Source organism: Aeromicrobium sp. 50.2.37, assembly GCF_024655735.1.
Classification (GTDB): Bacteria; Actinomycetota; Actinomycetes; order Propionibacteriales; family Nocardioidaceae; genus Aeromicrobium.
The window spans coordinates 1-23,787 of record NZ_JANLGG010000038.1; the positions used below are offsets into that span (position 1 = coordinate 1).

Annotated in this window: 19 protein-coding genes, 1 tRNA gene and 2 pseudogenes; 12 read left to right on the top strand and 10 right to left on the bottom strand. The window is 72.3% G+C overall.

Features of this window, described 5'->3' with window-relative positions; genetic code table 11:
* From NUV38_RS15775 to recR, 5 genes and pseudogenes are all read left to right on the top strand, one after another.
* Nucleotides 1-910 (top strand): annotated as a pseudogene (locus NUV38_RS15775) (DNA polymerase III subunit gamma/tau); the annotation flags it as partial.
* A pseudogene (locus NUV38_RS15780) lies at nt 891-2,906 on the top strand (bifunctional anthranilate synthase component I family protein/class IV aminotransferase); the annotation flags it as partial. The pseudogenes NUV38_RS15775 and NUV38_RS15780, both read left to right, overlap by 20 nt.
* 135 nt (nt 2,907-3,041) lie before the next feature.
* Nucleotides 3,042-3,623 carry an aminodeoxychorismate/anthranilate synthase component II gene (locus NUV38_RS17170; protein ID WP_374627467.1) on the top strand — a complete coding sequence of 194 codons (582 nt, stop codon included), beginning with the start codon at nt 3,042-3,044 and terminating at the stop codon, nt 3,621-3,623.
* Nucleotides 3,624-3,685: 62 nt separating this feature from the next.
* On the top strand, nt 3,686-4,837 hold the full coding sequence (locus NUV38_RS15785) for an acyl-CoA dehydrogenase family protein (RefSeq protein ID WP_257730032.1): 1,152 nt from the start codon (nt 3,686-3,688) through the stop codon (nt 4,835-4,837).
* 90 nt (nt 4,838-4,927) lie between these two features.
* Nucleotides 4,928-5,527: a recombination mediator RecR gene (gene recR, locus NUV38_RS15790; RefSeq protein ID WP_257730033.1), complete on the top strand. Its 600-nt coding sequence runs from the start codon at nt 4,928-4,930 to the stop codon at nt 5,525-5,527.
* A 3-nt stretch (nt 5,528-5,530) separates the two neighbouring features.
* Here recR and NUV38_RS15795 read toward each other — a convergent pair whose 3' ends face one another.
* The gene (locus tag NUV38_RS15795) at nt 5,531-6,271 is read right to left on the bottom strand and encodes a DUF4328 domain-containing protein (protein WP_257730034.1); all 741 of its coding nucleotides are present in this window, start codon (nt 6,269-6,271) and stop codon (nt 5,531-5,533) included.
* 138 nt (nt 6,272-6,409) lie between these two features.
* On the opposite strand from NUV38_RS15795, the gene NUV38_RS15800 reads away from it, so the two are divergent.
* The 5 genes from NUV38_RS15800 to NUV38_RS15820 all read left to right on the top strand — a co-directional run bounded on the left by NUV38_RS15800 (nt 6,410) and on the right by NUV38_RS15820 (nt 12,443).
* The gene (locus NUV38_RS15800) at nt 6,410-7,399 is read left to right on the top strand and encodes a LysR family transcriptional regulator (RefSeq protein ID WP_257730035.1); all 990 of its coding nucleotides are present in this window, start codon (nt 6,410-6,412) and stop codon (nt 7,397-7,399) included.
* A 183-nt stretch (nt 7,400-7,582) separates the two neighbouring features.
* Nucleotides 7,583-8,686 (top strand): S1 family peptidase, encoded by a 1,104-nt coding sequence (locus NUV38_RS15805; RefSeq protein ID WP_257730036.1) that lies wholly within the window; start codon nt 7,583-7,585, stop codon nt 8,684-8,686.
* Nucleotides 8,687-9,611: 925 nt separating this feature from the next.
* On the top strand, nt 9,612-10,889 hold the full coding sequence (locus NUV38_RS15810; protein ID WP_257730037.1) for an aspartate kinase: 1,278 nt from the start codon (nt 9,612-9,614) through the stop codon (nt 10,887-10,889).
* The gene (locus tag NUV38_RS15815) at nt 10,886-11,932 is read left to right on the top strand and encodes an aspartate-semialdehyde dehydrogenase (RefSeq protein WP_257730038.1); all 1,047 of its coding nucleotides are present in this window, start codon (nt 10,886-10,888) and stop codon (nt 11,930-11,932) included. The genes NUV38_RS15810 and NUV38_RS15815 overlap by 4 nt, the downstream gene beginning before the upstream one ends.
* Nucleotides 11,933-11,939: 7 nt before the next feature.
* Nucleotides 11,940-12,443: a GNAT family N-acetyltransferase gene (locus NUV38_RS15820; RefSeq protein ID WP_257730039.1), complete on the top strand. Its 504-nt coding sequence runs from the start codon at nt 11,940-11,942 to the stop codon at nt 12,441-12,443.
* A 55-nt stretch (nt 12,444-12,498) separates the two neighbouring features.
* Here the strand turns inward: NUV38_RS15820 and NUV38_RS15825 are convergent, their stop codons facing one another.
* The 6 genes from NUV38_RS15825 to NUV38_RS15850 form a co-directional block, all read right to left on the bottom strand.
* The gene (locus NUV38_RS15825; RefSeq protein WP_257730040.1) at nt 12,499-13,188 is read right to left on the bottom strand and encodes a hypothetical protein; all 690 of its coding nucleotides are present in this window, start codon (nt 13,186-13,188) and stop codon (nt 12,499-12,501) included.
* 148 nt (nt 13,189-13,336) lie between these two features.
* Entirely contained in the window at nt 13,337-13,981 is a 645-nt protein-coding gene (locus NUV38_RS15830; RefSeq protein WP_257730041.1) for a hypothetical protein, read from the bottom strand.
* Nucleotides 13,978-15,951 (bottom strand): acetoacetate--CoA ligase, encoded by a 1,974-nt coding sequence (locus tag NUV38_RS15835; RefSeq protein ID WP_257730042.1) that lies wholly within the window; start codon nt 15,949-15,951, stop codon nt 13,978-13,980. The genes NUV38_RS15830 and NUV38_RS15835 overlap by 4 nt, the downstream gene beginning before the upstream one ends.
* A 31-nt stretch (nt 15,952-15,982) precedes the next feature.
* Entirely contained in the window at nt 15,983-16,795 is an 813-nt protein-coding gene (locus tag NUV38_RS15840; protein ID WP_257730043.1) for a hypothetical protein, read from the bottom strand.
* A 105-nt stretch (nt 16,796-16,900) separates the two neighbouring features.
* Nucleotides 16,901-16,974: transfer RNA gene (locus NUV38_RS15845), tRNA-Pro, on the bottom strand.
* A gap of 12 nt (nt 16,975-16,986) precedes the next feature.
* Nucleotides 16,987-17,940: a metallophosphoesterase gene (locus NUV38_RS15850; protein ID WP_257730044.1), complete on the bottom strand. Its 954-nt coding sequence runs from the start codon at nt 17,938-17,940 to the stop codon at nt 16,987-16,989.
* A 57-nt stretch (nt 17,941-17,997) separates the two neighbouring features.
* Between NUV38_RS15850 and NUV38_RS15855 the strand changes: the two genes are divergently transcribed.
* On the top strand, nt 17,998-18,459 hold the full coding sequence (locus NUV38_RS15855) for a GatB/YqeY domain-containing protein (RefSeq protein ID WP_056556379.1): 462 nt from the start codon (nt 17,998-18,000) through the stop codon (nt 18,457-18,459).
* 216 nt (nt 18,460-18,675) lie between these two features.
* On the opposite strand, the gene NUV38_RS15860 is transcribed toward NUV38_RS15855, so the two are convergent.
* Nucleotides 18,676-20,877: a transglycosylase domain-containing protein gene (locus NUV38_RS15860; RefSeq protein WP_257730045.1), complete on the bottom strand. Its 2,202-nt coding sequence runs from the start codon at nt 20,875-20,877 to the stop codon at nt 18,676-18,678.
* A 216-nt stretch (nt 20,878-21,093) separates the two neighbouring features.
* Here NUV38_RS15860 and NUV38_RS15865 point away from each other — a divergent pair, with 216 nt between their 5' ends.
* Nucleotides 21,094-21,354 (top strand): WhiB family transcriptional regulator, encoded by a 261-nt coding sequence (locus tag NUV38_RS15865; protein ID WP_055963184.1) that lies wholly within the window; start codon nt 21,094-21,096, stop codon nt 21,352-21,354.
* An 86-nt stretch (nt 21,355-21,440) separates the two neighbouring features.
* Here the strand turns inward: NUV38_RS15865 and NUV38_RS15870 are convergent, their stop codons facing one another.
* Nucleotides 21,441-22,670, bottom strand: a complete 1,230-nt coding sequence (locus NUV38_RS15870) for an ArsA family ATPase (protein ID WP_374627464.1) — start codon at nt 22,668-22,670, stop codon at nt 21,441-21,443.
* Entirely contained in the window at nt 22,667-23,641 is a 975-nt protein-coding gene (locus NUV38_RS15875) for an ArsA-related P-loop ATPase (RefSeq protein ID WP_257730046.1), read from the bottom strand. The genes NUV38_RS15870 and NUV38_RS15875 overlap by 4 nt, the downstream gene beginning before the upstream one ends.
* Between the last annotated feature and the right edge of the window lie 146 nt (nt 23,642-23,787).

Consider the following 23,787-nt stretch of genomic DNA (forward strand, 5'->3'; position numbering starts at 1 on the left):
CGCGCAGCCCGCACCCGCCCAGCCCGTCCCCACGCAGGCCGCTCCCGCGCAGGCCGCCCCTACCCAGCAGACCGCTCCGGCCCAGGCCGCCCCGGTCCGGCCTCCCGTGGACGACGCGCCGCCGTGGGACGTCGAGGAGCCGCCGGAGCCGGATCACCAGCCTCCCCCGCAGCAGCCGAGCCGGGAGTCGACCGAGCGCTCGGTGCCCGAGCAGGCGCCACCGACGGTGGCCCCAGCTCAGTCGGCGCCAGCTCATCCGGCCCCAGCCCAGTCGGCCCCAACCCAGTCTGCACCGTCCCAGCCGTCGGCCCCCGAGCCCGAGCCGGCCGCAGCCGAGGCCCAGCCGGCCTCACCACCTGCCGGGGGGATGAGCGTGGCCGACGTGCGTCGGCTCTGGCCCGAGATCCTCGAGGTGGTCAAGGGGCTGCGCCGCTTCACCTGGATCATGCTCAGCCAGAACGCGCAGGTGCAGGCGCTCGACGGGACCACCCTCACCATCGCCCTGGTCAACAGCGGCGCCCGCGACTCCTTCATGGCCAGCGGGTCCGCCGAGTACGTGCAGAAGGCGCTGCAGCAGGTCATCGGGGTCCAGTGGCGGATCGACGCCATCGTCGACCCCTCGGCCGACCCGAGGGCGGCGAGCAACCCCGCCCCGGCTTCGTCCCAGACTGCGGCTCCCACGCCGCCGGCCCAGGCGCCTCCGGCCGCCGGTGGCGACGCCGGCCGTGGCGTGGGCGCACCGGAGTCCGTGCGCCAGGCCATGCGCGAGCCGGCCTCGATGGCCCCGCCGGAGGACCCCGACGCATCCGCCCACCCCGACGACCCGGTGGTCGACCAGGGCACCGATCCCGAGCAGCTGCTCAGCCGGGAGCTGGGTGCCCGGGTGATCGATGAGATCGACCACGGCTGACGGTTCCGCCGACGGGGCCGCCGTGGCGGCACATCGCCGACGGCTCGACCTCGACGACGACCCCCTCGAGGTGCTGCGGCGCCTGCGCGGCCGCGACCGGCTCGTGGGACTGGTGGGCTCGTGGCACCAGGGCGACGCGCTCGTGGCGTGCGACCCGGTCCATGTGCTCGACCCTGCCGTCGACGACCCGTTCGACCTGCCGCTCCCGGTCGTCCCCGACGCCGGCGGCGCCGGGTTCGGCGGCGGGTGGATCGGCCTCTGGGGATACCGGCTGGGTGGCCGCGTGGAGCGGGTGCCGGAGCCGAGGTCGCGTCCCGTGCCACGTCCCGACGCCCAGCTGGCGTTCTACGCCTGGGTGCTGCGGCGCACCCGCGGCACGTGGTGGCTCGAGTGGCTGGGCGACACCGACGTCGCGCCCGTCCTGGCCCTGCTCGACGGACCACCACCGCCCCCGCGGGAGCACCGGGCGGGGGCGTTCACGCTCAAGCCGTCCCCGGCCGAGCACGAGGCGGCCGTGGCGCGCGCCATCGAGCACGTGCACGCGGGCGACCTGTTCCAGGTGAACCTGTGCGCCCGGCTGGAGGCGTCGCTCGAGGGCGATCCGCTCGACGTCTTCTGTGCCGGCGCCGAACGGCTCCGCCCCGCCTACGGCGCCTACGTCGGGAGCCCGGACGGTGCCGTCCTGTCCTTCTCGCCGGAGCTGTTCCTGCGGCGCACCGGTCAGGAGGTGCTCACCTCGCCCATCAAGGGAACGGCCCCGCTCGGTCTCGACGCGCGCGAGGACGCCGCCACGGTCGGAGCGCTCGTGGCCTCGGCCAAGGACCGCGCCGAGAACGTCATGATCGTCGACCTCATGCGCAACGACCTCGGCCGGGTGAGCGCCCCGGGCAGCGTGCGGGTCCCCGCCCTGGTGCGCCCGGAGCGGCACGCGGTGTGGCAGCTGGTGTCCGACGTCGTGGGCCGGCTCGCCCCCGGAGTCGGCGACGCCGAGCTGCTCCGCGCCACCTTCCCGCCGGGATCGGTCACCGGTGCGCCGAAGGTCCGGGCCATGGAGGTGGCCGCCGCCCTGGAGGCCACGGGCCGCGAGGCGTACACCGGCGCCATCGGGCACCTCAGCCCCCTCGCAGGTCTCGAGACCAACGTGGTCATCCGCACCGTCGAGGTGGCTGAAGGTCGCGCGTGGCTCGGCGTCGGCGGCGGCATCGTCGCCGACTCCGAGCCGGCGGCAGAGCTGGCCGAGGTGTTCGTGAAGGCCGCGCCGGTCGTCACGGCGATCGGCGGCACCCTCGCCGACGACGTGGCGCCCGCAGCCGGTCCCCGGTCCACGCCCGTGCACGGCTCGGTCGGGTCGGCCGCCGACGCACGCCGCGGCGTCTTCACTACCGTCCTCGTCCGCGACGGTCGCGCGGTCGACGTCGAGGCGCACCTGGCACGGCTCGACGCGAGCGTGCGCGCCGTCTACGGCACCACCGTGCGCGAGGGTCTCGACGACGCGGTCGCCCGGCGGGCGGCGACCCTGGGCGCCGGACGGCACCGGCTGAGGATCGAGGCCGTGCCTGTCGAGCCCGAGCGGGTCGGTGAGGACCCGGTGCCCGTGGACGTCCGCATGGTCGATGCCCCCCTCGTCGAGGCGCCCGCCGGCTGGCGCCTGTCGCCCGTGGTCGTGCCGGGCGGCTGGGGAGCCGACAAGTGGGTCGACCGCGGACCCCTCGACCCCTCCGCCGATCCCGCGCACGCGGCTGCCGACGACGTGCTGGTGCTCGACGTCGACGGCTCCGTCCTCGAGGGAGGGCGCACCAATGTCTTCTGCGTCCTCGACGACGGGGTGCACACGCCGCCGCTCGACGGGCGCGTGCTGCCCGGTACGCAGCGGGCCCGGGTGGTCGACGCGCTGCTCGCCGCAGATGTCCCGCTGCACCAGCGTCGGCTCACCACCGCCGACCTGGCCGCCGCGTCGGAGGTCTTCGTCACCAACGCGCTGCGCGGGGCGGTCCCGGTGCGTGAGGTCGTCGGCGTCGGCACCTGGGTGGCGCCCGGTCCGGTGACCCGTCGGGTCGCCGAGGACCTGTCCGCCGACGCGCCGTCGCGGCGGGAGCGGGGGCACGCGCCCCGACGGGTCGACCGCGCGCGGGTGCTGTTCGTCGACAACTACGACTCTTTCGTCTTCAACCTCGTCCAGTACGTGCGCGAGCTGGGCGCCGACGCGCAGGTGGTGCGCAACGACGCGGTCACCGTCGAGGAGCTGGTGGAGGCCATCGAGGCCGGGGACCTCACCCACGTGGTGCTCTCGCCCGGGCCAGGGGCGCCGGCCGACGCGGGGATCAGCATCGACGTGGTGCGCCGACTCGGCCCCACCACGCCGTTGCTCGGGGTGTGCCTGGGGCACCAGGCGATCGCCGAGGCCTACGGCGGGCGGGTGGTGCGCGCGGCCGAGGTGGTGCACGGCAAGCCGTCGCTCGTGCACCACGACGGGCTGGGCGTGCACGCGGGCCTGCCCTCGCCGCTCACCGTGGCGCGCTACCACTCCCTCGTGGCCGACGAGGCGAGCCTGCCGCCCGAGCTGGTCGTCACCAGCCACACCGCCTCGGGCGTGGTCATGGGACTGCGGCACACCTCCCACCCCGTCGAGGGCGTGCAGTGGCACCCCGAGTCGATCCTCACCGCCCGCGGCCACGACCTGCTCGCCGCCTTCCTCGCTGCACACCGCCCCTGACGCCGGGGTCCGGGCGGGCCGTCGCCCGGCCGCCGTCCCATCCGCGTGGCAGCATCGGCCTCATGGACCTGACCCTCACCGACGAGCAGGCGAGCTTCCGCGCCCTGGCCCGCGACTTCCTCGACCGCGAGGTCGTCCCGCACCGTGCCGCGTGGGACCGCGCCGAGTCGGTGGACCTCGCGATCATCCCCAAGCTCGGCGAGATCGGCTTCTTCGGCCTCACCATCCCCGAGGAGTACGGCGGGGTCGGCGGCGACTACGTCACCTACGTGCTCGCGGCCGAGGAGCTGGGCCGCGCCGACTCCGCCATCCGCGGCATCGTCTCGGTGTCGTCGGGCCTGTTCGGCACGTCCGTCCTGCAGCACGGCACCGAGGAGCAGAAGCAGCGCTGGCTGCCCGACATCGCCGTCGGCCGGACACTCGGCTGCTTCGGCCTCACCGAGCCCGGGACCGGCTCCGACGCCGGCAACCTGAGCACCCGTGCCCGCCGCGACGGCGACGACTGGGTGATCGACGGCTCCAAGATCTTCATCACCAACGGCACCTGGGCCGACGTCGCCCTCGTCTTCGCGCGCACCAGCGACGACGGCCCGCGCGGGGTCTCGGCGTTCCTCGTCCCCACCGACACACCCGGCTTCGAGGCCACCGAGGTCAAGGGCAAGCTGGGCCTGCGCGGCCAGGCCACCGCGGCGCTCTCCTTCGACGGCGTGCGGGTCCCGGCCGACGCCCTCCTCGGCGAGGAGGGCAAGGGCTTCAAGATCGCCATGCAGACGCTCGACAAGGGCCGGGTCACCATCGCGGCCAGCTGCGTCGGCATCGTGCAGGGGTGCCTCGACGAGACCGTGAAGTACACCGGCGAGCGTGAGCAGTTCGGCCGGCCGATCGCCTCGTTCCAGCTGGTGCAGGAGATGATCGCCGACATGAGCGTCGACGCCGACGCCGCGCGGCTGCTCACGTGGCGCGCCGCCGACCTCATGCAGCGCGGGGAGCCGTTCGGCACCGCCGCCTCCAAGGCCAAGCTGTTCGCGTCCGAGGCCGCGGTGCGCGCCTCGAACCTGGCGGTGCAGGCGTTCGGCGGCTACGGCTTCATCGACGAGTACCCCGTGCAGAAGTACCTGCGCGACGCTCGCGTGATGACCCTGTACGAGGGCACGAGCCAGGTGCAGAAGCTGCTGATCGGGCGGTCCGAGACGGGCATCAACGCGTTCGTCTGACCCGGCAGCCGATCCGGTGGGCCTGAACGGCGACGCCCGGCCGCGCGCCGAGCGGGCCCGCGGCCGCCGAGGCGCCTAGACTCACTCCTTGTGTACGACGGCGTCATCCAGGACCTCATCGACGAGCTCGGGCAGCTGCCCGGGGTCGGTCCGAAGAGCGCCCAGCGGATCGCGTTCCACCTGCTCGACGCCGACCCCGAGGACGTGCGCCGGCTCGCGGCCGTGCTGGTCGACGTGAAGGACAAGGTCCACTTCTGCGCGATCTGCGGCAACGTGACGGTCGACGTCGAGTGCCGCATCTGCACCGACCCCCGTCGCGACGCCACCGTCCTGTGCGTGGTGGAGGAGAGCAAGGACGTCGTCGCCATCGAGCGCACCCGCGAGTTCCGCGGCCGCTACCACGTGCTGGGCGGCGCGATCAGCCCCATCGCGGGCATCGGCCCCGACCAGCTGCGCATCCGTGAGCTGCTCGGCCGCCTGCAGGACGGCACGGTCACCGAGGTCATCATCGCCACCGACCCGAACCTCGAGGGCGAGGCCACGGCCACCTACCTCATCCGCATGCTGAGCACCCTCGGCCTGCGGGTCAGCAAGCTCGCCAGCGGCCTGCCCGTCGGCGGCGACCTCGAGTACGCCGACGAGCTCACCCTCGGGCGTGCCTTCGAGGGCCGCACCGCCATCGCCGGCTGAGCGTCAGCGCGCCCCCGCCAGGAGCTCCTCCTGGTCGGCCGCGATCGCGCGGACCACGCGGATCCACAGGGCGCACGCGACGACGAACACGACCGTCGTGGCGGCGGCGAACGCGGGCAGGTGCTGGATGGACGCCGTGTCGATCTCGTCGACCGGGACGAACACCGTCTCGACGCCGGAGGCGAAGCAGGCCAGCAGGAAGGCGCCCCACCACCACCCCACGCGGGCACCGGACGAGGGACGGTGGGATCGCACCCGCAGGGCGTCGCGCACCACCTGGTAGGGGAACCACAGCGAGACGATCGGCACCAGCCATCCGCCCCACACCCAGCCGCGGCGGCGGGCGTGAGGCGACCTCGGCGACAGGACCTCGAGGTTGCCGCGGACGCGCCACAACCACAGGCAGGTGATGACGTAGGCGCCGAGCAGGACGGGGAAGGTCGCAGTGTCGACGAGCTCGTAGGGGGTCCACAGGTCCCAGGCCAGACCGCCGTTCGCCTCCTGGTGCTCCCACCGCTCGACGGCGTCCTGTGCCAACCAGAAGCGGGGCAGCAGCAACGCGGTGTAGAGCGCGGCGACGCCGACGGTGAGTGCGGTCAGCAGGCCGAGCGGCTGGGCGTACCCCGTGGGTGCCGCGGAGTGCGAAGCGGCCGGGCCGGGAGAGGACGCCGCGCCGGACGGCGCGGAGGTCTCCGGGACGTCGTCCTGGGACGGGTAGCGCGGGTAGGTCGGTGAGTCGGTCATGGTTCCCCCGGGTCGTGATGATCTGGGGCGACCGTACGACAGGTCGACCTCTCTCGGGGCGGGAACAGAGGACTTCGTCCCACTTCCGCACGCCTGCACCGGGGGTGTCGATCGCCGCGGCGCCGGTAGACTCACCGAGTGGAGCTGGAGCTGCGACACCTCAAGGTCGTGTGTGCCATCGCCGACGCCGGGAGCGTCACGAAGGCCGCCGCCGAGCTGGGTGTCGCCCAGCCCGCGCTCACGGCGCAGCTGAGCCGCATCGAACGCGCCCTCGGTGGCCCGTTGTTCGACCGCGACCACCGCGGGGTGCGGCCCACCTCGCTCGGCGAGCTGGTCATCGCGCGTGCCCGCATGCTGCTCCCGGCCATGACCGGTCTGCTCGACGACGCCACACGGTTGAACGACCCCGAACGTGGCCGGAGCATCCCCGAGCACCTGTCCATCGGCTCGTCGTCGCCGGCCATCCTCGCGCCCCTCATCCAGCGGCTGGAGGAGCGCCACCCCGACCTCCAGGTGTCCACGACCGCCTCGTGGTCGGCCGACGACCTGACCGGCGAGCTCGACGACGGTCGCCTCGACTTCGCCGTCGTCGGGATCTGCGGGGGCGACAGCACGCCGGGGGAGCGCGGCCAGGTGTGGCGCACGTTCTCGGTGGACCCCGTCTTCGTGATGCTGCCGCAGGACCATCCACTGGCCGACGTCGAGGAGGTCGCGCTCGCCGACCTCGCCACCACCGGCTGGGCCGCCACGCCGGGCGACGGCTGCTTCCAGGAGTGCTTCGCGGCGGCCTGCGCACGCGAGGGGTTCGCGCCGCGCAGCCTCTACGTCGCCGACGCGGCCAGCTGCATCGACCTGGTCGCGTCCGGCACGGCCGTGGCCCTGTGCCAGCCCACGCGGGTCCTTCCGGGCCTGGTGACCAAGCCGCTCGCCGGAGTCCCCCTGAGCTGGCGCCACCTCGTCGGCTGGCGACCCGACTCCGTGGGGGCCGGCTTCGCCGACGAGCTGCTGCTCACCGTGCGCATGGCGCACGGCGACCTCGTCGCGCGCAGCCCCGTCTACGCCGACTGGCTGGGGCGGAACCCGGGCTTCGGAGAGCAGCACGACCCGGGCATCACGCCCGCGGTATGACTCTTCCGGTATGACCCTTCAGGCCTGAACTGCCAGTACGTTCTTGTGTCAACCCCTCGGGGGGGCTGCGGAGGCGAACCCGTCTCCGGACGACAGCGTGGGGCGTGGCGGCGAGCCGTCCGTTCCGCAGGACGGCTGCACCCTGGTGACCCCAGCGTGCCGCCACGACGAAGGAGATCCATCGTGCAGACTCCCAAGCGAACGCTCTTCGGCTCCCTGGCCGTCGCGGCCGTGCTGGCCACGGCGCTCGGTCAGCAGGCCTCCGCGGCGCCGTCACCGGACGACGCTCCGCCCAAGACCAGCATGATGAAGGCGATGGAGCGCGACCTCGGTCTCTCCGAGACGCAGGCCAAGTCCCGCATCGCCGACGAGGCCCGGGCCGCCAAGGCCGAGAAGGCGCTCGTCAAGAGCCTCGGTGCCGACTACGCCGGCTCCTGGTACGACGCGAAGCAGGGCACCCTCGTGGTCGCGGTGACCGATGCCGCCGCTGCCGACACCGTCACCGCGAAGGGCGCCGAGGCGCGCACCGTGGAGCGGTCGTCGTCGGAGCTCGACGGCTACATGAAGGACCTCAACGCGAAGAAGAGCGCAGCTCCCGACGCGGTGGCCGGTTGGTACGTCGACGCGGAGTCCAACAAGGTCGTCCTCCCGACGCAGGACGTCGCCGCGGCCGAGGCGTTCGCCGAGAAGGCCGGCGTGCCGGCCGAGGCGTTCCAGGCCGAGGCCGCTCCCGAGCGTCCGCAGCCGCTCTACCAGGGCGGCGACGCCTACTACATCGGCGGCGCCCGCTGCTCGATCGGCTTCGCCGTCACGGGCGGCTTCGTGAGCGCCGGTCACTGCGGCACCACGGGCAGCACCACCTCCTCGCCGAGCGGCGCGTTTGCCGGCTCGAGCTTCCCCGGCAACGACTACGCGTTCATCCGCTCGTCGGCGTCGATCACCGGCACCGTGAACAACTACAGCGGTGGCAGCGTGGCCGTCCGCGGGTCGTCCGACGCCGCCATCGGCTCGTCGATCTGCCGCTCGGGCTCGACCACGGGATGGCGCTGCGGCACCATCCAGGCCCGCAACTCCACGGTGAACTACGCCGAGGGCTCGGTGACCGGGCTCATCCGCACCACCGCGTGTGCCGAGCCGGGTGACTCGGGTGGCTCGGCCATCTCCGGCAACCAGGCGCAGGGCGTCACCTCCGGTGGCTCCGGCAACTGCTCCGTCGGCGGGACGACCTACTTCCAGCCCGTCAACGAGATCCTCAACGCCTACGGGTTGACCCTCAAGACCTCCTGACCGGAGGAACCGCGCACGGCGCGGGCTCGGCACCCTCTTCCCCTGGAGGTGTCGGGCCCGCGCCGTTCGTCGTTCGAGGGGCGCGTGCTCACGCGCTGCTGCGTCGCTGTGGCTGGGCGTTCTCGTGCTGCTGCGTCGCTGTGGCTGCGAGTGGGTGTGGTCTCCGAAAGGGCCTCGACCGGAGCAGGGGGTCTGGCCTCGGGTGGGTCTGCGGGGCGCGGCTGGGTGTTCGCGCGGTGCTGCGTTGCTGTGGCTGCGAGTGGGTGTGGTCTCCGAAAGGGCCTCGACCGGAGCAGGGGGCCTGGGCTCGGCCGGGTCTGCGGGGCGCGGCCACGATTCTCCCTCTGCGCGGGATCCACGCACGATTCGTCCTTCGCGTGGACCGTGCCTCGGGAAGGAAGCATCGTGGCGACGACTTTGGTCTCGTAGGGGCAGGGATTCTCCCTTTTCGTGGAACGGTCCGCGCAAAGGGAGAATCCCTACCCACCCGCCGCGCGACGTGCCCCGGCGGACGCAGGATTCTGCCTTCGCGTGCACCAGCCCGAACGATGCTGCGTTCACGGCGGGATCCCGTAGCGAACGCAGCATCCTTCACCCCTTCACGCGCGAACGCAGAATCGTGCGTCCCCCCGAGCCACGCTCCGAGAGCTCGGCCGACCCCGGATCCGTCCGCCGGTCGAGGCCCTTGCGGAGACCGACCCGCCTCGGCGCCACAGCAGCGCAGCAGCGGGAGAAGACCCACCCGCGGGAGCGCAGCCGCAGGTCGACGACTCGCCAACCCGACGCCCCCGGCGCGATCTCGCGGTCCCACGGCAGGAACGACGGTGGAGGCGGCCTGTCGCGGGCCGGTAGCATGGAGGACGTTGCCCGGTCAGCGTCGCCCTGGCACGGTCCACCCCACCCCCCGCACCTCAAGGACATCGTCGTGGGCATTGTCGTCCAGAAGTACGGTGGCTCCTCCGTCGCCGACGCCACGAGCGTCAAGAGGGTCGCCCAGCGCATCGTCGCCACCAAGAAGGCCGGTCACGACGTCGTCGTGGTCGTCTCGGCCATGGGCGACACGACCGACGAGCTGATCGACCTCGCCAACGAGGTCTCCCCGCTGCCGCCCGCCCGTGAGCTCGACATGCTGCTCACCGCCGGCGAGCGGATCTCGATGGCCGTGCTGGCCATGGCCATCGGCAACCTCGGCCAGGAGGCCCGCTCGTTCACCGGCTCCCAGGCCGGCGTGATCACCGACGCCGAGCACGGCAAGGCCAAGATCATCGACGTCACGCCCGGTCGCATCGAGAAGGCGATCGCCGAGGGGGCCGTCGCGATCGTCGCGGGCTTCCAGGGCGTCTCGCAGACCACGAAGGACATCACCACGCTCGGACGTGGCGGGTCCGACACCACGGCCGTCGCGCTCGCCGCGGCCCTGCGGGCCGACGTCTGCGAGATCTACTCCGACGTCGACGGCATCTTCACCGCCGACCCGCGGATCGTCCCCGACGCCCGCCAGATCCCGCAGATCTCCTACGAGGAGACGCTCGAGATGGCCGCCAACGGCGCCAAGATCCTGCACCTGCGCTGCGTCGAGTACGCGCGCCGCAACGACATGCCCATCCACGTCCGGTCGTCGTTCTCCGACAAGCCCGGCACGTGGGTCATCAAGGCCGACGACGTCACGAAGGACCCCACCATGGAGCAAGCAATCATCAGCGGCGTGGCCCACGACCGCTCCGAGGCCAAGATCACCGTCGTCGGTGTGCCCGACAAGGTCGGCTACGCCGCGGCGATCCTGCGCGCGCTCGGCGACGCGCAGATCAACATCGACATGATCGTGCAGAACGTGTCGGCCGCCGCCACGGCGCTCACCGACATCTCCTTCACGCTGCCCCGCGCCGACGGCCAGACCGCCATGACCGCCCTGGCGCGGCTCAAGGACGAGGTCGGCTTCGAGCGCCTCCAGTACGACGACAGCGTCGGCAAGGTCTCGATCGTCGGTGCCGGCATGCGCTCGGCCCCCGGCATCACGGCGACGTTCTTCCAGGCGCTGGCCGACGCCGGGATCAACATCGCGATGATCTCGACGTCGGAGATCCGCATCTCGGTCGTGGTGACCGAGAGCCAGGTCGAGGAGGCGGTCCGCGCCGCCCACTCGGCGTTCGACCTCGGCACCGACGAGGTCCAGGCCGTGGTCTACGGAGGGACCGGACGATGAGCAGTCGCGCCAGCATCGGCATCGTGGGCGCCACCGGGCAGGTGGGCGTCGCGATGCGCCAGATCCTCGAGGAGCGGAACTTCCCCGCCGACGAGGTCCGCTTCTTCGCCTCGGCCCGGTCGGCCGGCACGGTCCTGCCGTTCGCCGGCCGCGAGATCACGGTGGAGGACGCCGAGACCGCCGATCCGTCGGGTCTCGACATCGCCCTGTTCTCCGCCGGTGCCACCACCTCGCGGGCCCACGCGCAGCGCTTCGCCGACGCGGGCGTGACCGTGGTCGACAACAGCTCGGCGTTCCGCAAGGACCCGACCATCCCGCTCGTGGTCAGCGAGGTGAACCCCGAGGCCATCCCCGCCGGCGACGGTCCGGGTGGCCGCGGCATCATCGCCAACCCGAACTGCACCACGATGGCCGCCATGCCGGTCCTCAAGCCGCTGCACGAGGAGGCCGGGCTGGTGCGCCTGGTCGTCGCGTCGTACCAGGCTGTCTCCGGATCGGGCATCGCCGGTGTGCGCGAGCTGCACGGGCAGGCGCGCGCCGTGGTCGAGAAGGCCGACGAGCTGGCCTACGACGGCAGCGCCGTCGCCTTCCCCGACCCCGACGTCTACGTGGCGCCCATCGCGTTCAACGTGCTGCCCATGGCCGGCAGGGTGGTGGACGACGGCAGCAACGAGACCGACGAGGAGCAGAAGCTGCGCAACGAGTCGCGCAAGATCCTCGGCCTGCCCGACCTGCGGGTCGCCGGCACCTGCGTGCGCGTGCCCGTGTTCACGGGGCACTCGTTGAGCATCCACGCCGAGTTCGAGGGCGACCTCTCCCCGGAGCGGGCCACCGAGATCCTCGGCAGCGCGCCCGGCGTGCAGCTGGTCGACGTGCCAACGCCGCTGCAGGCCGCGGGCGCCGACCCGAGCCTGGTCGGCCGCATCCGTGCCGACCAGTCGGCGCCGGAGGGCAAGGGCCTCGTCCTGTTCGTCAGTGGCGACAACCTGCGCAAGGGCGCTGCGCTCAACACGGTGCAGATCGCCGAGCTCCTCCTCGGCTGAGGTGGAGATGAGCGCACCGGTCGTGCCTGATGGAGGAAGGGCCGGGGCTGACCTCCTGGTCCGGTCGCGCCGGCCCGCCGACGCCGACGCGCTGGTCGCCGCTCTCGCGGGGGTGCACCAGCGCGACGCGTACCCCGTCCGCGCCACACGGGTGACCGCCGACTGGCTGTTCGACGGCGTGGATGTCGCGTGGGTGGCGCAGCTGGACGGACGGGTCGTCGGCCAGGTCGCGCTTGTGCGTGCGGACGACGCCTGGGAGCTCACCCGCTTCTTCGTCGCGGTCGACGCGCGCGGGGCGGGCGCCGGGCGTGCCTTGCTCGACGTCGCCGAGGCCTGGGCCGACGCCGACGGTGTGCCGATGCGGCTCGTCGTCATGCAGCACAACCGCGACGCGCAGGCCGTGTACGAGAGGCGCGGGTGGCAGAGGGACGGCAGCACCACCGCCGACTTCTTCCTCGACGGCAGCGGTGTGGCGCCGGTGCTGCTGCGCTACGTCAGATCGAGACGTTGACCTGGCGCGCACGAAGGCCCCGCACCGTCGAGCGGGCGGGGCCTTCGGCCGATGACTACTCCGCCGCGAGCTGGTACGCGCGCGGCGCGGTCTCGCCGGCCATGAGGTACTCGATCGCGAATGCTGTCGGCTTGGTGCCGCAACGGGCGTAGCCGAGGGTCACGAGGACGTCCGTCGACGCCCAGCCCTTGCCGTAGAGCCCCTCGACCTCGGCCTTGGTGGCCTCGTCGCCATCGGCGTACAGGTCGCCCAGCGTGATGCCGTCGCCCATCTGCGGGTTGCCGATCGCCTTGCCGACGGCGGTCGAGGTGGTACCCATGCCCGGCTCGCTGCTGTAGGTGATCGTCTTGAGCGCCGTCGCGGTGGCACAGGCGAAGGCGAACAGGTCCTGGCGCTTGGACTTCGTGATCGTCTTGCCGTACTTGCCCTTCTTCTTGACCTTGTACTTCACGACGGTCGTGACCGAGTACACCGTCGGATCCGCTGAGACCTTCAGGGCAACGGATGCCTTGTCGCGGGCGACGACCTTCTTGCCCTGGCGCACCGTGATGCGGGCGTACGTGACCTTGACCTTGCCGGAGGTGACGTACCGCGGCTTGATGGTCGCGGTCTTGCCGGGCGCGGCGCTCGGGTCGGCGATGGTTCTGATGGTGACACCGGTCGCAGCCTGGGCCGGTGCCACGAGGGTCAAGGTGGAGCCGACGCCCACGAGGGCGGCGACGAGCAGGACGAGGAGCTTGCGCATGGGACCGGTCCGTTCACGGAGTTGAGGCCCGGCGGAGCGCGGGCCCGCTCAGCGTAGGTGTGGCGTGAGGACCGTGAGCAAGTCTTGCGCAGGAATGGCCCGTCGTGACCAGAGGCGTCTGGTCGGTGCGAGCCACGCGCGTGTCGACTCAGTCCGGCAGTGCGGCCCGCAGGGCGTCGACGAGGTGCTCGGGGGTGGTGGCGAACGAGCGGCTCGCGAGCACCAGCTCGCCCTCGCGGGCGGGTCCGCGCACGACCACCGCCTGCGACCGGGCGGCGTTGCCGCTGCCCACCCGGACGCGTCGCCGCGTCGCGCGCACCTGCGTGCTGCGCCGGCCCTCGTACAGCGTCACGACGTCGCCGTGCACCGTCACACGCTGCCGGGTCCGGCCACGGACGGTGACGAACCACAGCCAGGCCCCCACCGGCCACAGGCCGAGCAGGACGACGGGCGAGCGGCGTCCGGACGAGTCGCCGAGGACGGTGGGGTCCCTCAGCGCGATGGTGGCCAGCACTGCCGCCGCCGTGGTGCCGACCGAGAGGACGCAGAGGAACCGCCACGGCCAGGGGCTGCCGTCGATGACGATGGTCCCCTCGACGACCCGCGGCGTGACCGGGCGGCGGGGGAGGAGGGTGTAGACGACGGCCATGAGGAAGGCCGCGCCCATGAGCGCGACCGTCGCGCCCATCGGCGCGTCGCCCCCGGACGCCGTCGCGGCGATGAGCACCCCGCCCCCCGTCATGAGCAGCCCCATCGGCATGCCGATGAGGACGACCTTGCGCTCGGGGCTCATCGCGACGCGGCGAGCGCAGCGACCTCGTCGAGGGCCGAGGGGTCGGCGAGGGCGCCCCGCGTGGCGGCCTCGTCGGCCGGGACACCTTGCAGGATCTTCTTGACCGGCACCTCGAGCTTCTTGCCGGAGAGCGTGCGGGGCAGCCGCGTGACGACGTGAAGCTCGTCGGGGACGTGGCGCGGGGACAACCGGGTGCGCAGCTCGCGGGCGACGCTCGTGCGCAGCGCGTCGACGTCGGTGCCGTCGGGATCGGCCAGCGACACCAGCAGCACGAGCGTCCCGGCGCCCCCCTCGTCGTCCTCGAGGTGCACGACCAGGCTGTCGCTCACCTCCGGCAGGCTCTCGACGACCGTGTAGAACTCGGAGGTCCCGAGCCGCACGCCGCCGCGGTTGAGGGTCGCGTCGCTGCGGCCGGTGATCGTGCAGGTGCCGCGCTCGGTGATGGTGATCCAGTCGCCGTGGCGCCACACGCCCTCGATGTCCTCGAAGTAGGCGGCCCGGTACCGCGAGCCGTCGTCGTCGCCCCAGAAGCCCACCGGCATCGACGGCATCGGGCCGGTGATGACGAGCTCGCCGAGGGACCCGACGACCGGTTCACCGTCCTCGTCGAAGGACTGCACCGGCGCACCCAGGCAGCGGCAGGAGATCTCGCCGGCGTACACGGGCACGGTGGGGGAGGCGCCCACGAAGGCGGCGCACGTGTCCGTGCCGCCCGACACGGACTGCAGGTGCACGTGGTCGCCGACCGCGTCGTAGACCCAGCGGAAGCCCTCGGCCGGCAGGGGTGCGCCGGTGGATCCCACGCCGCGCAATGTCGACATGTCGCCGATCTCGCTCGGCACGACCCCCTCCTTGCGGCACTGCAGCAGGTACGGCGCGCTCGTGCCGAAGTACGTGACGCTCAGCTCGTCGGCGTCGCGCCACAGCTGCCCGAGGTCGGGGTGGGCCGGGTCGCCGTCCCACAGCACGATCGTCGAGCCGGTCAGCAGGCCCGAGACGAGCAGGTTCCACATCATCCAGCCCGTGGTGGAGAACCAGAAGAACACGTCGTCGGCGCCGAAGTCGTGGTGCAGGCCCAGCGACTTGAGGTGCTCGAGCGTGATGCCGCCGTGACCGTGGACGATGGGCTTCGGCAGGCCGGTCGTGCCGGAGGAGTAGAGGACGTACAGCGGTGCGTCGAACGGCAGCCGCTCGAACGCGAGCTCGCCGGGCTCGCCCAGCAGCTCGTCCCACGTCGTCGCGGTGGTGCCGTCGGTCGCGGGTGCGGGCGCCCCGGGCTCCAGGTACGGCAGCCACACGAGCGTCTCCACGCTCGGGAGCGCCTCGACGATGTCGACGACCTCGCCGTGCCGGTCCACCGGCTTCGCGCCGTAGCGATAGCCGTCGACGGCCAGCACGACCTTGGGCTCCGTCTGCTTCCAGCGGTCGACGACGCTCTGGACCCCGAACTCGGGGGCGCAGGAGCTGAAGACCGCACCCAGGCTCGCTGCCGCGAGCAGCAGCACGAGCGTCTCGGGCACGTTCGGCGCGTAGGCGGCCACCCGGTCACCGCGGACCACGCCGGCGCGCTGCAGGCCGGCGCGGGCGCGGGCCACCTGCTCGCGCAGCTGCGCAGCGGTGAGCCGGACGTCGGCTCGCGACTGCGAGCGCGCGACCACGACCACGTCGTCGTCGGCCCGACCGGGGAGCCTCAGCATCGTCTCGGCGTAGTTCAGGCGCACGTTCGGGAACCAGACCGCGCCCGGCATGGAGGCGTCGGCCAGGGCGGGGGAGGGCTCCCCGTCGCCGGGGACGTCGAAGAAGTGCCACACGGCCTGCCAGAACGCGTCGGGCTCCGCGACGGACCAGCGCCACAGGGCGTCGTAGTCGTGCGGGTCGATGCCGACCGTGCGGGCGAAGTCGGCGATGCGCGGGGCGTCGTCGGCGTCGGGACGCCAGAGGACGTCGGGCGTCGGATCGGTACCGGTCATGCGGAGTGCTCCTGGAGTACGGGGTGGCGGCTCAGCGCACGGCGTCGTCGTCCGGGCGGACGTCGCTCGCGGTCCACACCAGGAGACGCTGCACCAGCGGGACCGTGGCGGTCATGAGGCCCGGCACGATCAGCCACGCCCAGGGGCCGTCGACGGGCTCCAGAAACAGCAGCATCACGAGGACGGCCACCAGCATGACGGAGAGCGCGAGGACCGCCCGCGCCTGCTGCACGCCGAACGCGATGAGCAGTCGCGAACCGATCTCGTAGGCGAGGCCCACCACCAGCAGGACGGCCAGGCCGCCCCAGAAGGCGCCGCCCGCCGAGGTGCCACGCACGGCGCTGAACAGGTTGAGGCACGCCCAGCCGCCGGCCGTGATCAGCAGCCCGGCGACCAAGCCGGTGACCAGGGAGGCACGCAACGGAGGGACGGTGGGGAGTCGGTAGTCGCGCACCGCCCACACGGCGTCCTCGCTGCGGTCGCGGACGGCGAAGCCGAGACGTCGCGCGAGGTCGCCGGTCCCGTGCAGGGCGTCGGCTGCACGTCCACGTGCGCTCCCGAGGGCGGCGCCGACGTCGATGGTGGTGCGCGGACCGCTGCGCTGGGGCTGTGGGGTCGTCACCGGCTGCTCGACGGTCCCGCCGTCGGACGGATCCGTGACGCGCGAGTCCTTGGCCTTGAGCCGCGACACGGCCGAGGCCTTGGGCGCTGCAGGCCGGACAGGACGAGCCGTGCTCGACGCGGGCGCGCCGGGGCGCACCACCGTCTTCTTGACGATCTTCTTGACCACGCGCGGCTGGGTGCTGCCGGCACCGTCGGCCTGCGTCGTGCCCTCCTCGACCATGGCGCCAGTGTGTCACAGCGCACGTCGTCCGGGTCGGGGAGCGCATCCACGACGAAGCCCCCGGACCGTGGTGGTCCGAGGGCTTCGAGTCCCGGAGGACGTGGGTCGGGGTGACAGGATTTGAACCTGCGGCCTCGTCGTCCCGAACGACGCGCGCTACCAAGCTGCGCCACACCCCGGCGCTGTCCTCGCTAGGAGGACGAACCCGCTGAGTCTATCGCAGTGAGGGTGAGCAGGGTGGCCTCGGGTCGGCAGGCGAAGCGGACCGGCGCGAACGGTGAGGTGCCGAGCCCGCCCGACACGTGCAGCCACGACGGCGACCAGCCGGCGACCTGGTGCGTGCTCAGCCCCTTCACGCGGGCCCGGTCGAGGTCGCAGTTGGTCACCAGCGCGCCCACGAAGGGCACGCACAGCTGGCCGCCGTGGGTGTGCCCGGCCAGGACGAGCGGGTACCCCTGGCGAGAGGCATGGTCGAGCACCCGCAGGTAGGGCGCGTGCGCCACGGCCACGGCGAGGTCGGCGTCGGACCCGAGGGACGCGGCCGGGGGGACGGCCGCGAGGTCGTCGAGCTCCAGGTGCGGGTCGTCGACCCCGGCGAACGTGAGTCGCCGTCCGTCGACCGTGAGCGACCCGGTCGCGTTGTTCAGGTCGAGCCAGCCGTGCTCGGCCAGGCCCTCGCGCAGGTCATCGAAGGGGAGGGTCGCGGCGCGCTCCCACGTGCCTCCGACCTGCGTGCCGGTGCCCCCGGTGAGGTACTTGAGGGGGTTCTTGGGCACCGGGGCGAAGTAGTCGTTGGAGCCGAACACGAACACGCCGGGGCGCTGCAGCAGCTCGCCGTAGGCCTCCAGCAGCGGTGGGACGGCGTCGTGGTGGGCGAGGTGGTCACCGGTGCTGACCACCAGGTCGGGCTCGAGGTCGGCGAGGGACCGCAGCCAGTCGGCCTTGCGACCCTGGGCCGGCGTCAGGTGCGCGTCGGACAGGTGCAGGACCTTCAACGGGCGGGCACCCGACGGCAGTACCGGCACGGACACGTGCCGCAGCGCGAACCACCGCGCCTCCCACCACGCGTAGCCCAGACCGGCTGCGCTGGCGCCGATCACGCCGGCTCCCACCACCACGGGCCGAGTCGCCACCGATGCCCTCATGCTCCCAGCCTAGGTGCGTGCAGGAACGGCGCTCGGCCGCGGTGAGAGGATGAGGCCATGTCAGCCCTGAAGGACCGCCTCCGTTCCGATCTCACCGCGTCGATGAAGGCCCGCGACGCCCTGCGCTCGAGCACGCTGCGCATGGTCCTCACCGCCGTGACCAACGCCGAGGTGGCCGGCAAGGAGGCGCGTGAGCTGACGGACGACGACGTGCTGACCGTGCTGACGTCGGAGGCCAAGAAGCGTCGCGAGGCCGCCGAGGCCTTCGAGGCGGGCAACCGTCCCGAGCTGGCCCAGAAGGAGCGCGACGAGGCCGCCGTCCTGGCCGAGTACCTGCCCGAGCAGCTGTCGGCCGACGAGGTCCGCGCGCTCGTCACGTCGACCATCGAGCAGCTCGGCGTCGCCGGCGACGGCATGAAGGCCATGGGTCGGGTCATGGGCGCGCTCCAGCCTCAGGTCAAGGGTCGCGCCGACGGCGGCGTGGTGGCCGCCGAGGTCAAGAAGGCACTCGGCGCCTGAGGGAGGGCGTCCGGCCGTGGCGCGGTGCCGGCCCGGTGAGAGGTAGGTGGCGCGCGTCTCCAGCGGTTCGGAGGTAGGTGGCACGCAGATACCGGCTCGGTATCCGCGCGCGCCCTACCGTCCGGGGGCGTGAGAGCGCGGCCTTCCTACCGCCCACGCGGGTCACCGCCCGCGTGCCGGGTCCCGCGACCTGCAGCAGCCCTGTTCGCCGCTGGGTCAGTCGCGGTCGCCGTTCCCGTTGCCGCGCGGCGCAGGCTCCTGCTCGGTGTCGCGCTGCGTGGTCCTCGCAGCGTCGGCGCGGTCGTCGTCGTCGCTGCGTCGAGAGGAGCTCGACGGCTGGCGACGGGGCGGGTCGTCGAAGCGCTCGGGGCTCAGGTAGTCCTGGATCGTCCCCATCGCGTCCTTCCACATGGGGCCGGACAGGGACGAGCCGCCCGCCTGGGAGAAGCTGATGGGTGCGCCCTTGAGGGTGACGCCGACGAGACTCCGCGGGTTGCCGTTCGTCTTGGCGCCGGCGATCATCGACGCGGCCGCCAGCTCGGGCGTGTAGCCGACGTACCAGACCGACTGGGCGCTGTTCGTCGTACCGGTCTTCGCGGCGGAGTCGATGCGGAGCCCGGTGCCGTTCTGGAAGCCGAACCCGCCGGGCTGCTGGAGGCCGCGCAGGATGTCGTTGACCTGGGCCGCCACGTCCTTGCTCATCACGCGCTCGCACTGCTCGGGGTACTTCTTGAGCACCTCACCGCTGGCGTCGAGCACCTCGTTGACCGGACGCGGGGCGCAGTACTCGCCGCCCGACGCGGCAGCGGCGTAGGCGGCGGCCATGTCGAGGGTGCTGACCGACGTGACGCCGAGCGTGAACGAGGGGACCTGGTTGTTCTCGGGCACGGTGATGCCCATGGCCTCGGCCGCCTTGACCGTGTTGCACAGGCCGGCGTCCTCCTCGAGCTGGGCGAAGTAGGTGTTCACCGACCGTCGCAGTCCGGTGTACATGTTGAAGGTGCCGGCGCCGGTGGAATTCTTCACGTCCCACTCGCTGGTGCCGCGCCCCTCGCAGTCGAAGAAGGTACCGGTGGGGATCTTCATCGACTGCGGCGAGCGGTAGGACTTCGAGACGGGGATGCCGTCCTTCAGTGCCGCGACGGCCGTGAAGAACTTGAACGTCGACCCGGCCTGGAAGCCGCCGGACTGGCCGTACTTGGTCGGGACGGAGAAGTTGAGGTAGGTCTGGCCTGCCTTGGAGTCCTTGCCCATCGGCCGCGACTGCGCGACGCCGCGGACGTTGCCGGTGCCGGGCTCGACGAGGGCGAGGGAGCCGATGGCCTTGTCCTTCGCGCCGACGCGGTTCTTGACGGCCTTGTTGATGGCCTTCTGCATGCGCACGTCGATGTTGGACTTGATGGTGAGCCCGCCGCGCTCGAGGCGCGCCTGACGCTCCTGGACGGTGGCGCCGAGCGCCTCCTCGTCGAGCAGGTACTGGCGGATGTAGTCGCAGGAGAACGCCGCGACGGACTCCACGCAGCCGTTCGGGAAGCGCGTGAGCTTGAGGTCGAGCGGCGAGGCGATCAGCTCGTCGGCCTGCGACTGGGTGATCTTGCCCTGGGTGGCCAGGACCTGCAGCACGGTGTTGCGTCGCTGGAGGGCGCGCTCGGGGTAGACCCGCGGGTTGAACTCCTCGGGGTTCTTCACGAGGCCGGCGAGCGTGGCGGCCTGCTTGACCGTCAGCTTGTCGGGGGAGACCGAGAAGTAGTGGTACGCGGCGGCGTTGATGCCGTAGGCGCTGTCGCCGAAGTAGGCGATGTTCAGGTAGCGCTCGAGGATCTCCTGCTTGGTGTGGGTCTCCTCGTAGTTGATCGCCAGCTTCAGCTCGCGCACCTTGCGGGCCGTGGACTTCGCGGTGGCCGCACGGATCTGCTCCTTCGTGGTGGCCTGCTGCACCAGCGTCAGCTTGACCAGCTGCTGTGTGATCGTCGAGCCACCCTGGGTCTGGCCGTCGGACGCGTTGTTGACCAGGGCGCGCAGCGTGCCCTTCAGGTCGAGGGCGCCGTGCTCGTAGAACCGGTTGTCCTCGATGGAGATGATCGCGTTCTGCATCGTGCCCGCGATCTGGTCGAGCGGGACGTCCTGGCGGTTCTCCTCGTAGAAGTAGGCCAGGAGGGTCCCGTCGGAGGCGTAGAGACGGGTGGTCTGCGGGTTCGGTGCGTCGTCGAGCTCGAGCGGCAGCTCGACGACGTCGCGGGTCACGTCGTTGGCGGTGGCCGCCACGAACGCCGTGCCCGGGATGACCACGGCGGCCACGAGCACGCCCGCCGCGACGGCGAGCACGATCATGGTCCCCACGAGCGAGGCGCGGCTCGACGCAGGAGGCGGCGTCTGGGCGATCCGCCGGACGTTGTCGGTGAGGTCGTCCCAAGGCATGGGCCCAGGATACGGAACGTTCCTGAGGATCGCGGGACGCAGCGTCGGAGGTGCTGGGGTCCCGGAAGGTCCTGGATTCGACAGGACCATAGTCCCTTCGAACTACCCATACTTGGCCACGATGGGGTCTGCCGCCCGAACCTGAACGCTCTTAGCGTTCTCTTTGTTAGAGAAACCTTGTCGGCCTCGGGGCCGACTCTCGGGAGGTTGATCACCATGGGGTGGAACCAGAACTGGGCCGGCCAGGCCGCGTGCCGTGGCAAGTCCGACGCACTGTTCGTCAAGGGCGCTGAGCAGAACCGCGCCAAGCAGGTCTGCGGCGGTTGCTCCGTCCGGGCCGAGTGCCTCGCGGAGGCGCTCGACAACCGGATCGAGTGGGGCGTCTGGGGCGGAATGACCGAGCGCGAGCGTCGTGCGCTGCTGCGTCGTCGTCCGAACGTGGCCACCTGGCGCAGCATCCTGCAGCAGACCGCCTGAGCAGCCTCGGCTGAGCAGCCCCGGCTGAGCAGCCCCGTCGGGGGACGGGGCCGTCCTGCGTCCGGGCTACGGCTCGGACGAGTGCGTCACCGCCCGGCGATCAGCTCGCCGATGCGCCGCAGGCCGTCGAGGTCGTGCACGTCGGTGGGGAGCGCGGCCACGGGCACCGTGGGCACCCTCGGGTGGCTGCCGGTGAACCGACGCTGCACCTTCTCCTCGCGCGCTGCGACCCGCTCGCGGTCGGCGTGCACGTCGAGCAGCTCGGCCATCGCCTCGTCGTAGGCGCCGGTGCCGGTCTCGCGCAGTCGACCGGCGCCGCTCTCGGCGTCGGCGGCGGTCAGGCCGCCAGGGGCGCGCTCGTGCACCCGGTTGACCACGAGCCCGGCCAGCGGCATGTCCTCCTGGGCGAGCCGCTCCACGAAGTAGGCCGCCTCGCGCATCGCGTCCGGCTCGGGTGCGGCGACGACCAGGAATGCCGTGCCGTCGGCCTGCAGGAGCGAGTAGGTGGCCTCGGCGCGCTGGCGGAAGCCGCCGAAGAGGGTGTCGAACGCCGCCACGAACGTCTGCACGTCCGAGAGGACCTGGGCGCCGAGCACCTTGTTCAACGCACTCGTGACGATGCCGAAGCCGGCACTCAGCAGTCGTGCCGGACCCTTGGCGGGCGCGAGCAGCAGCTTGATGAACCGTCCGTCGAGCAGGCTCGACAGTCGCTCGGGGGCGTCGAGGAAGTCCAGCGCCGACCGCGACGGGGGCGTGTCGACGACGATCAGGTCCCAGTCGGGCACCTCGGGATCGTCGCTCGCCGCGGCGTGCAGCTGGCCGAGCTTCTCCATGGCCATGTACTCCTGCGTGCCCGCGAACGAGCTCGACAGCGCCACGTAGAACGGGTTGGTCAGGATCTGCTGCGCCTTCTCGGCGGTGGCGTGCGCCTCGACGACCTCGTCGAAGGTCCGCTTCATGTCGAGCATCATGGCGTCGAGCGAGCCACCGGCCGACGTGTCGACGTCGGCGACGGGGCGCGGGGTGTTGTCGAGCTCCGTGAGCCCCATCGCCTGCGCGAGCCGCCGGGCGGGATCGATCGTCAGCACGCAGACCCGACGGCCCTGCTCGGCGGCCCGCAGCGCGAGCGCCGCGGACGTGGTGGTCTTGCCCACCCCGCCGGACCCGCAGCACACGATGATCTGGACGGTGCGGTCGGCCAGCATGGCGTCGACGTCGACACGGCCCGCGCTGGACCCGGGCAGGCCCCGGGCCGGCTGACGTGAGCGCCGCTTCGCTGCGCCACCCTTGGCGGTGGAGGAGGAGCGCCCGCTCATGCCGTGCCGCCCTTCGGGTCGATCGTGTCGTGGAGGATCCGGGCCAGCTCGAAGAGCGCGCCGTGGTCGACACCGTCGCCGAGCAGCGGGAGCTCGACGAGCGGGCGTCCGCAGTCGCCGATGACCTCGCGCTGCTGCTCCTGGAGCTGCTGTCGCTCGACGTGCGCCCGCCCCTGCGCGAGGAGGGGACCCGCGGCGTCGCCCGGCAGGGCCGCCGACTCCAGCGCCGCCGCGGCGGCTGCCTCGTCGAGGTTCCCCGACGCGAGGGCTTCGCGCGTGGGGGCGGTGATCAGCTCGGGGCGCACCAGGTTGAGCAGCACGTGCCCCACGGGCAGCTGTGCGCCCTGCAGCTCGGCGATGCCGTCGATCGTCTCCTGGACCGGCATCTCCTCGAGCACGGTCACGAGGTGCACGTACGTCGAGCGGGCTCGCATGAGCTGCATGATCGAGTCGGCCTGGCGCTTGATCGGCCCGACCTTGGCCAGGCCGGCCACCTCGCTGTTCACGTTCAGGAACCGGGTGATGCGGCCGGTGGGAGGTGCGTCCATGACGATCGCGTCGTAGCGGTCCGAGCCCTGCCGTCGGGCCGTCTCGTAGACCTTGCCCGTGAGGAGCACGTCGCGGACGCCGGGGGCGATGGTGGTCGCGAAGTCGATGATGCCGAACTTGTCGAGCGCCTTGCCGGCCCGGCCGAGCCGGTAGAACATCTGCAGGTACTCCAGCAGTGCGGCCTCGGGGTCGATCGCGAGCGCGTAGACCTCGCCGCCGTCCAGACCGGACGCGATCTTGCGCTCCTCGTAGGGCAGGGGCGCCACGTCGAAGAGCTGGGCGATGCCCTGGCGTCCCTCGACCTCGCACAGCAGCACACGGCGCCCACGGGTGGCCAAGGCCGTGGCGAGGGCGGCGGCCACGGTGGTCTTGCCCGTCCCACCCTTGCCGGTGACGACGTGCAGCGGGGTCCAGACGGTCACACCACGAGCGTACCGACGTCGTCGGAGGCTGCGAGCCGAACGGATCTCAGCGGCGCGAGGCGGGCCGGCGTGCTGTGCCGGGGCGACGAGTGGTCGCGGAGCCGCGCGTCGTCGCCGAGCGGGCCGCGGGACGGCCGGCGCTGCGG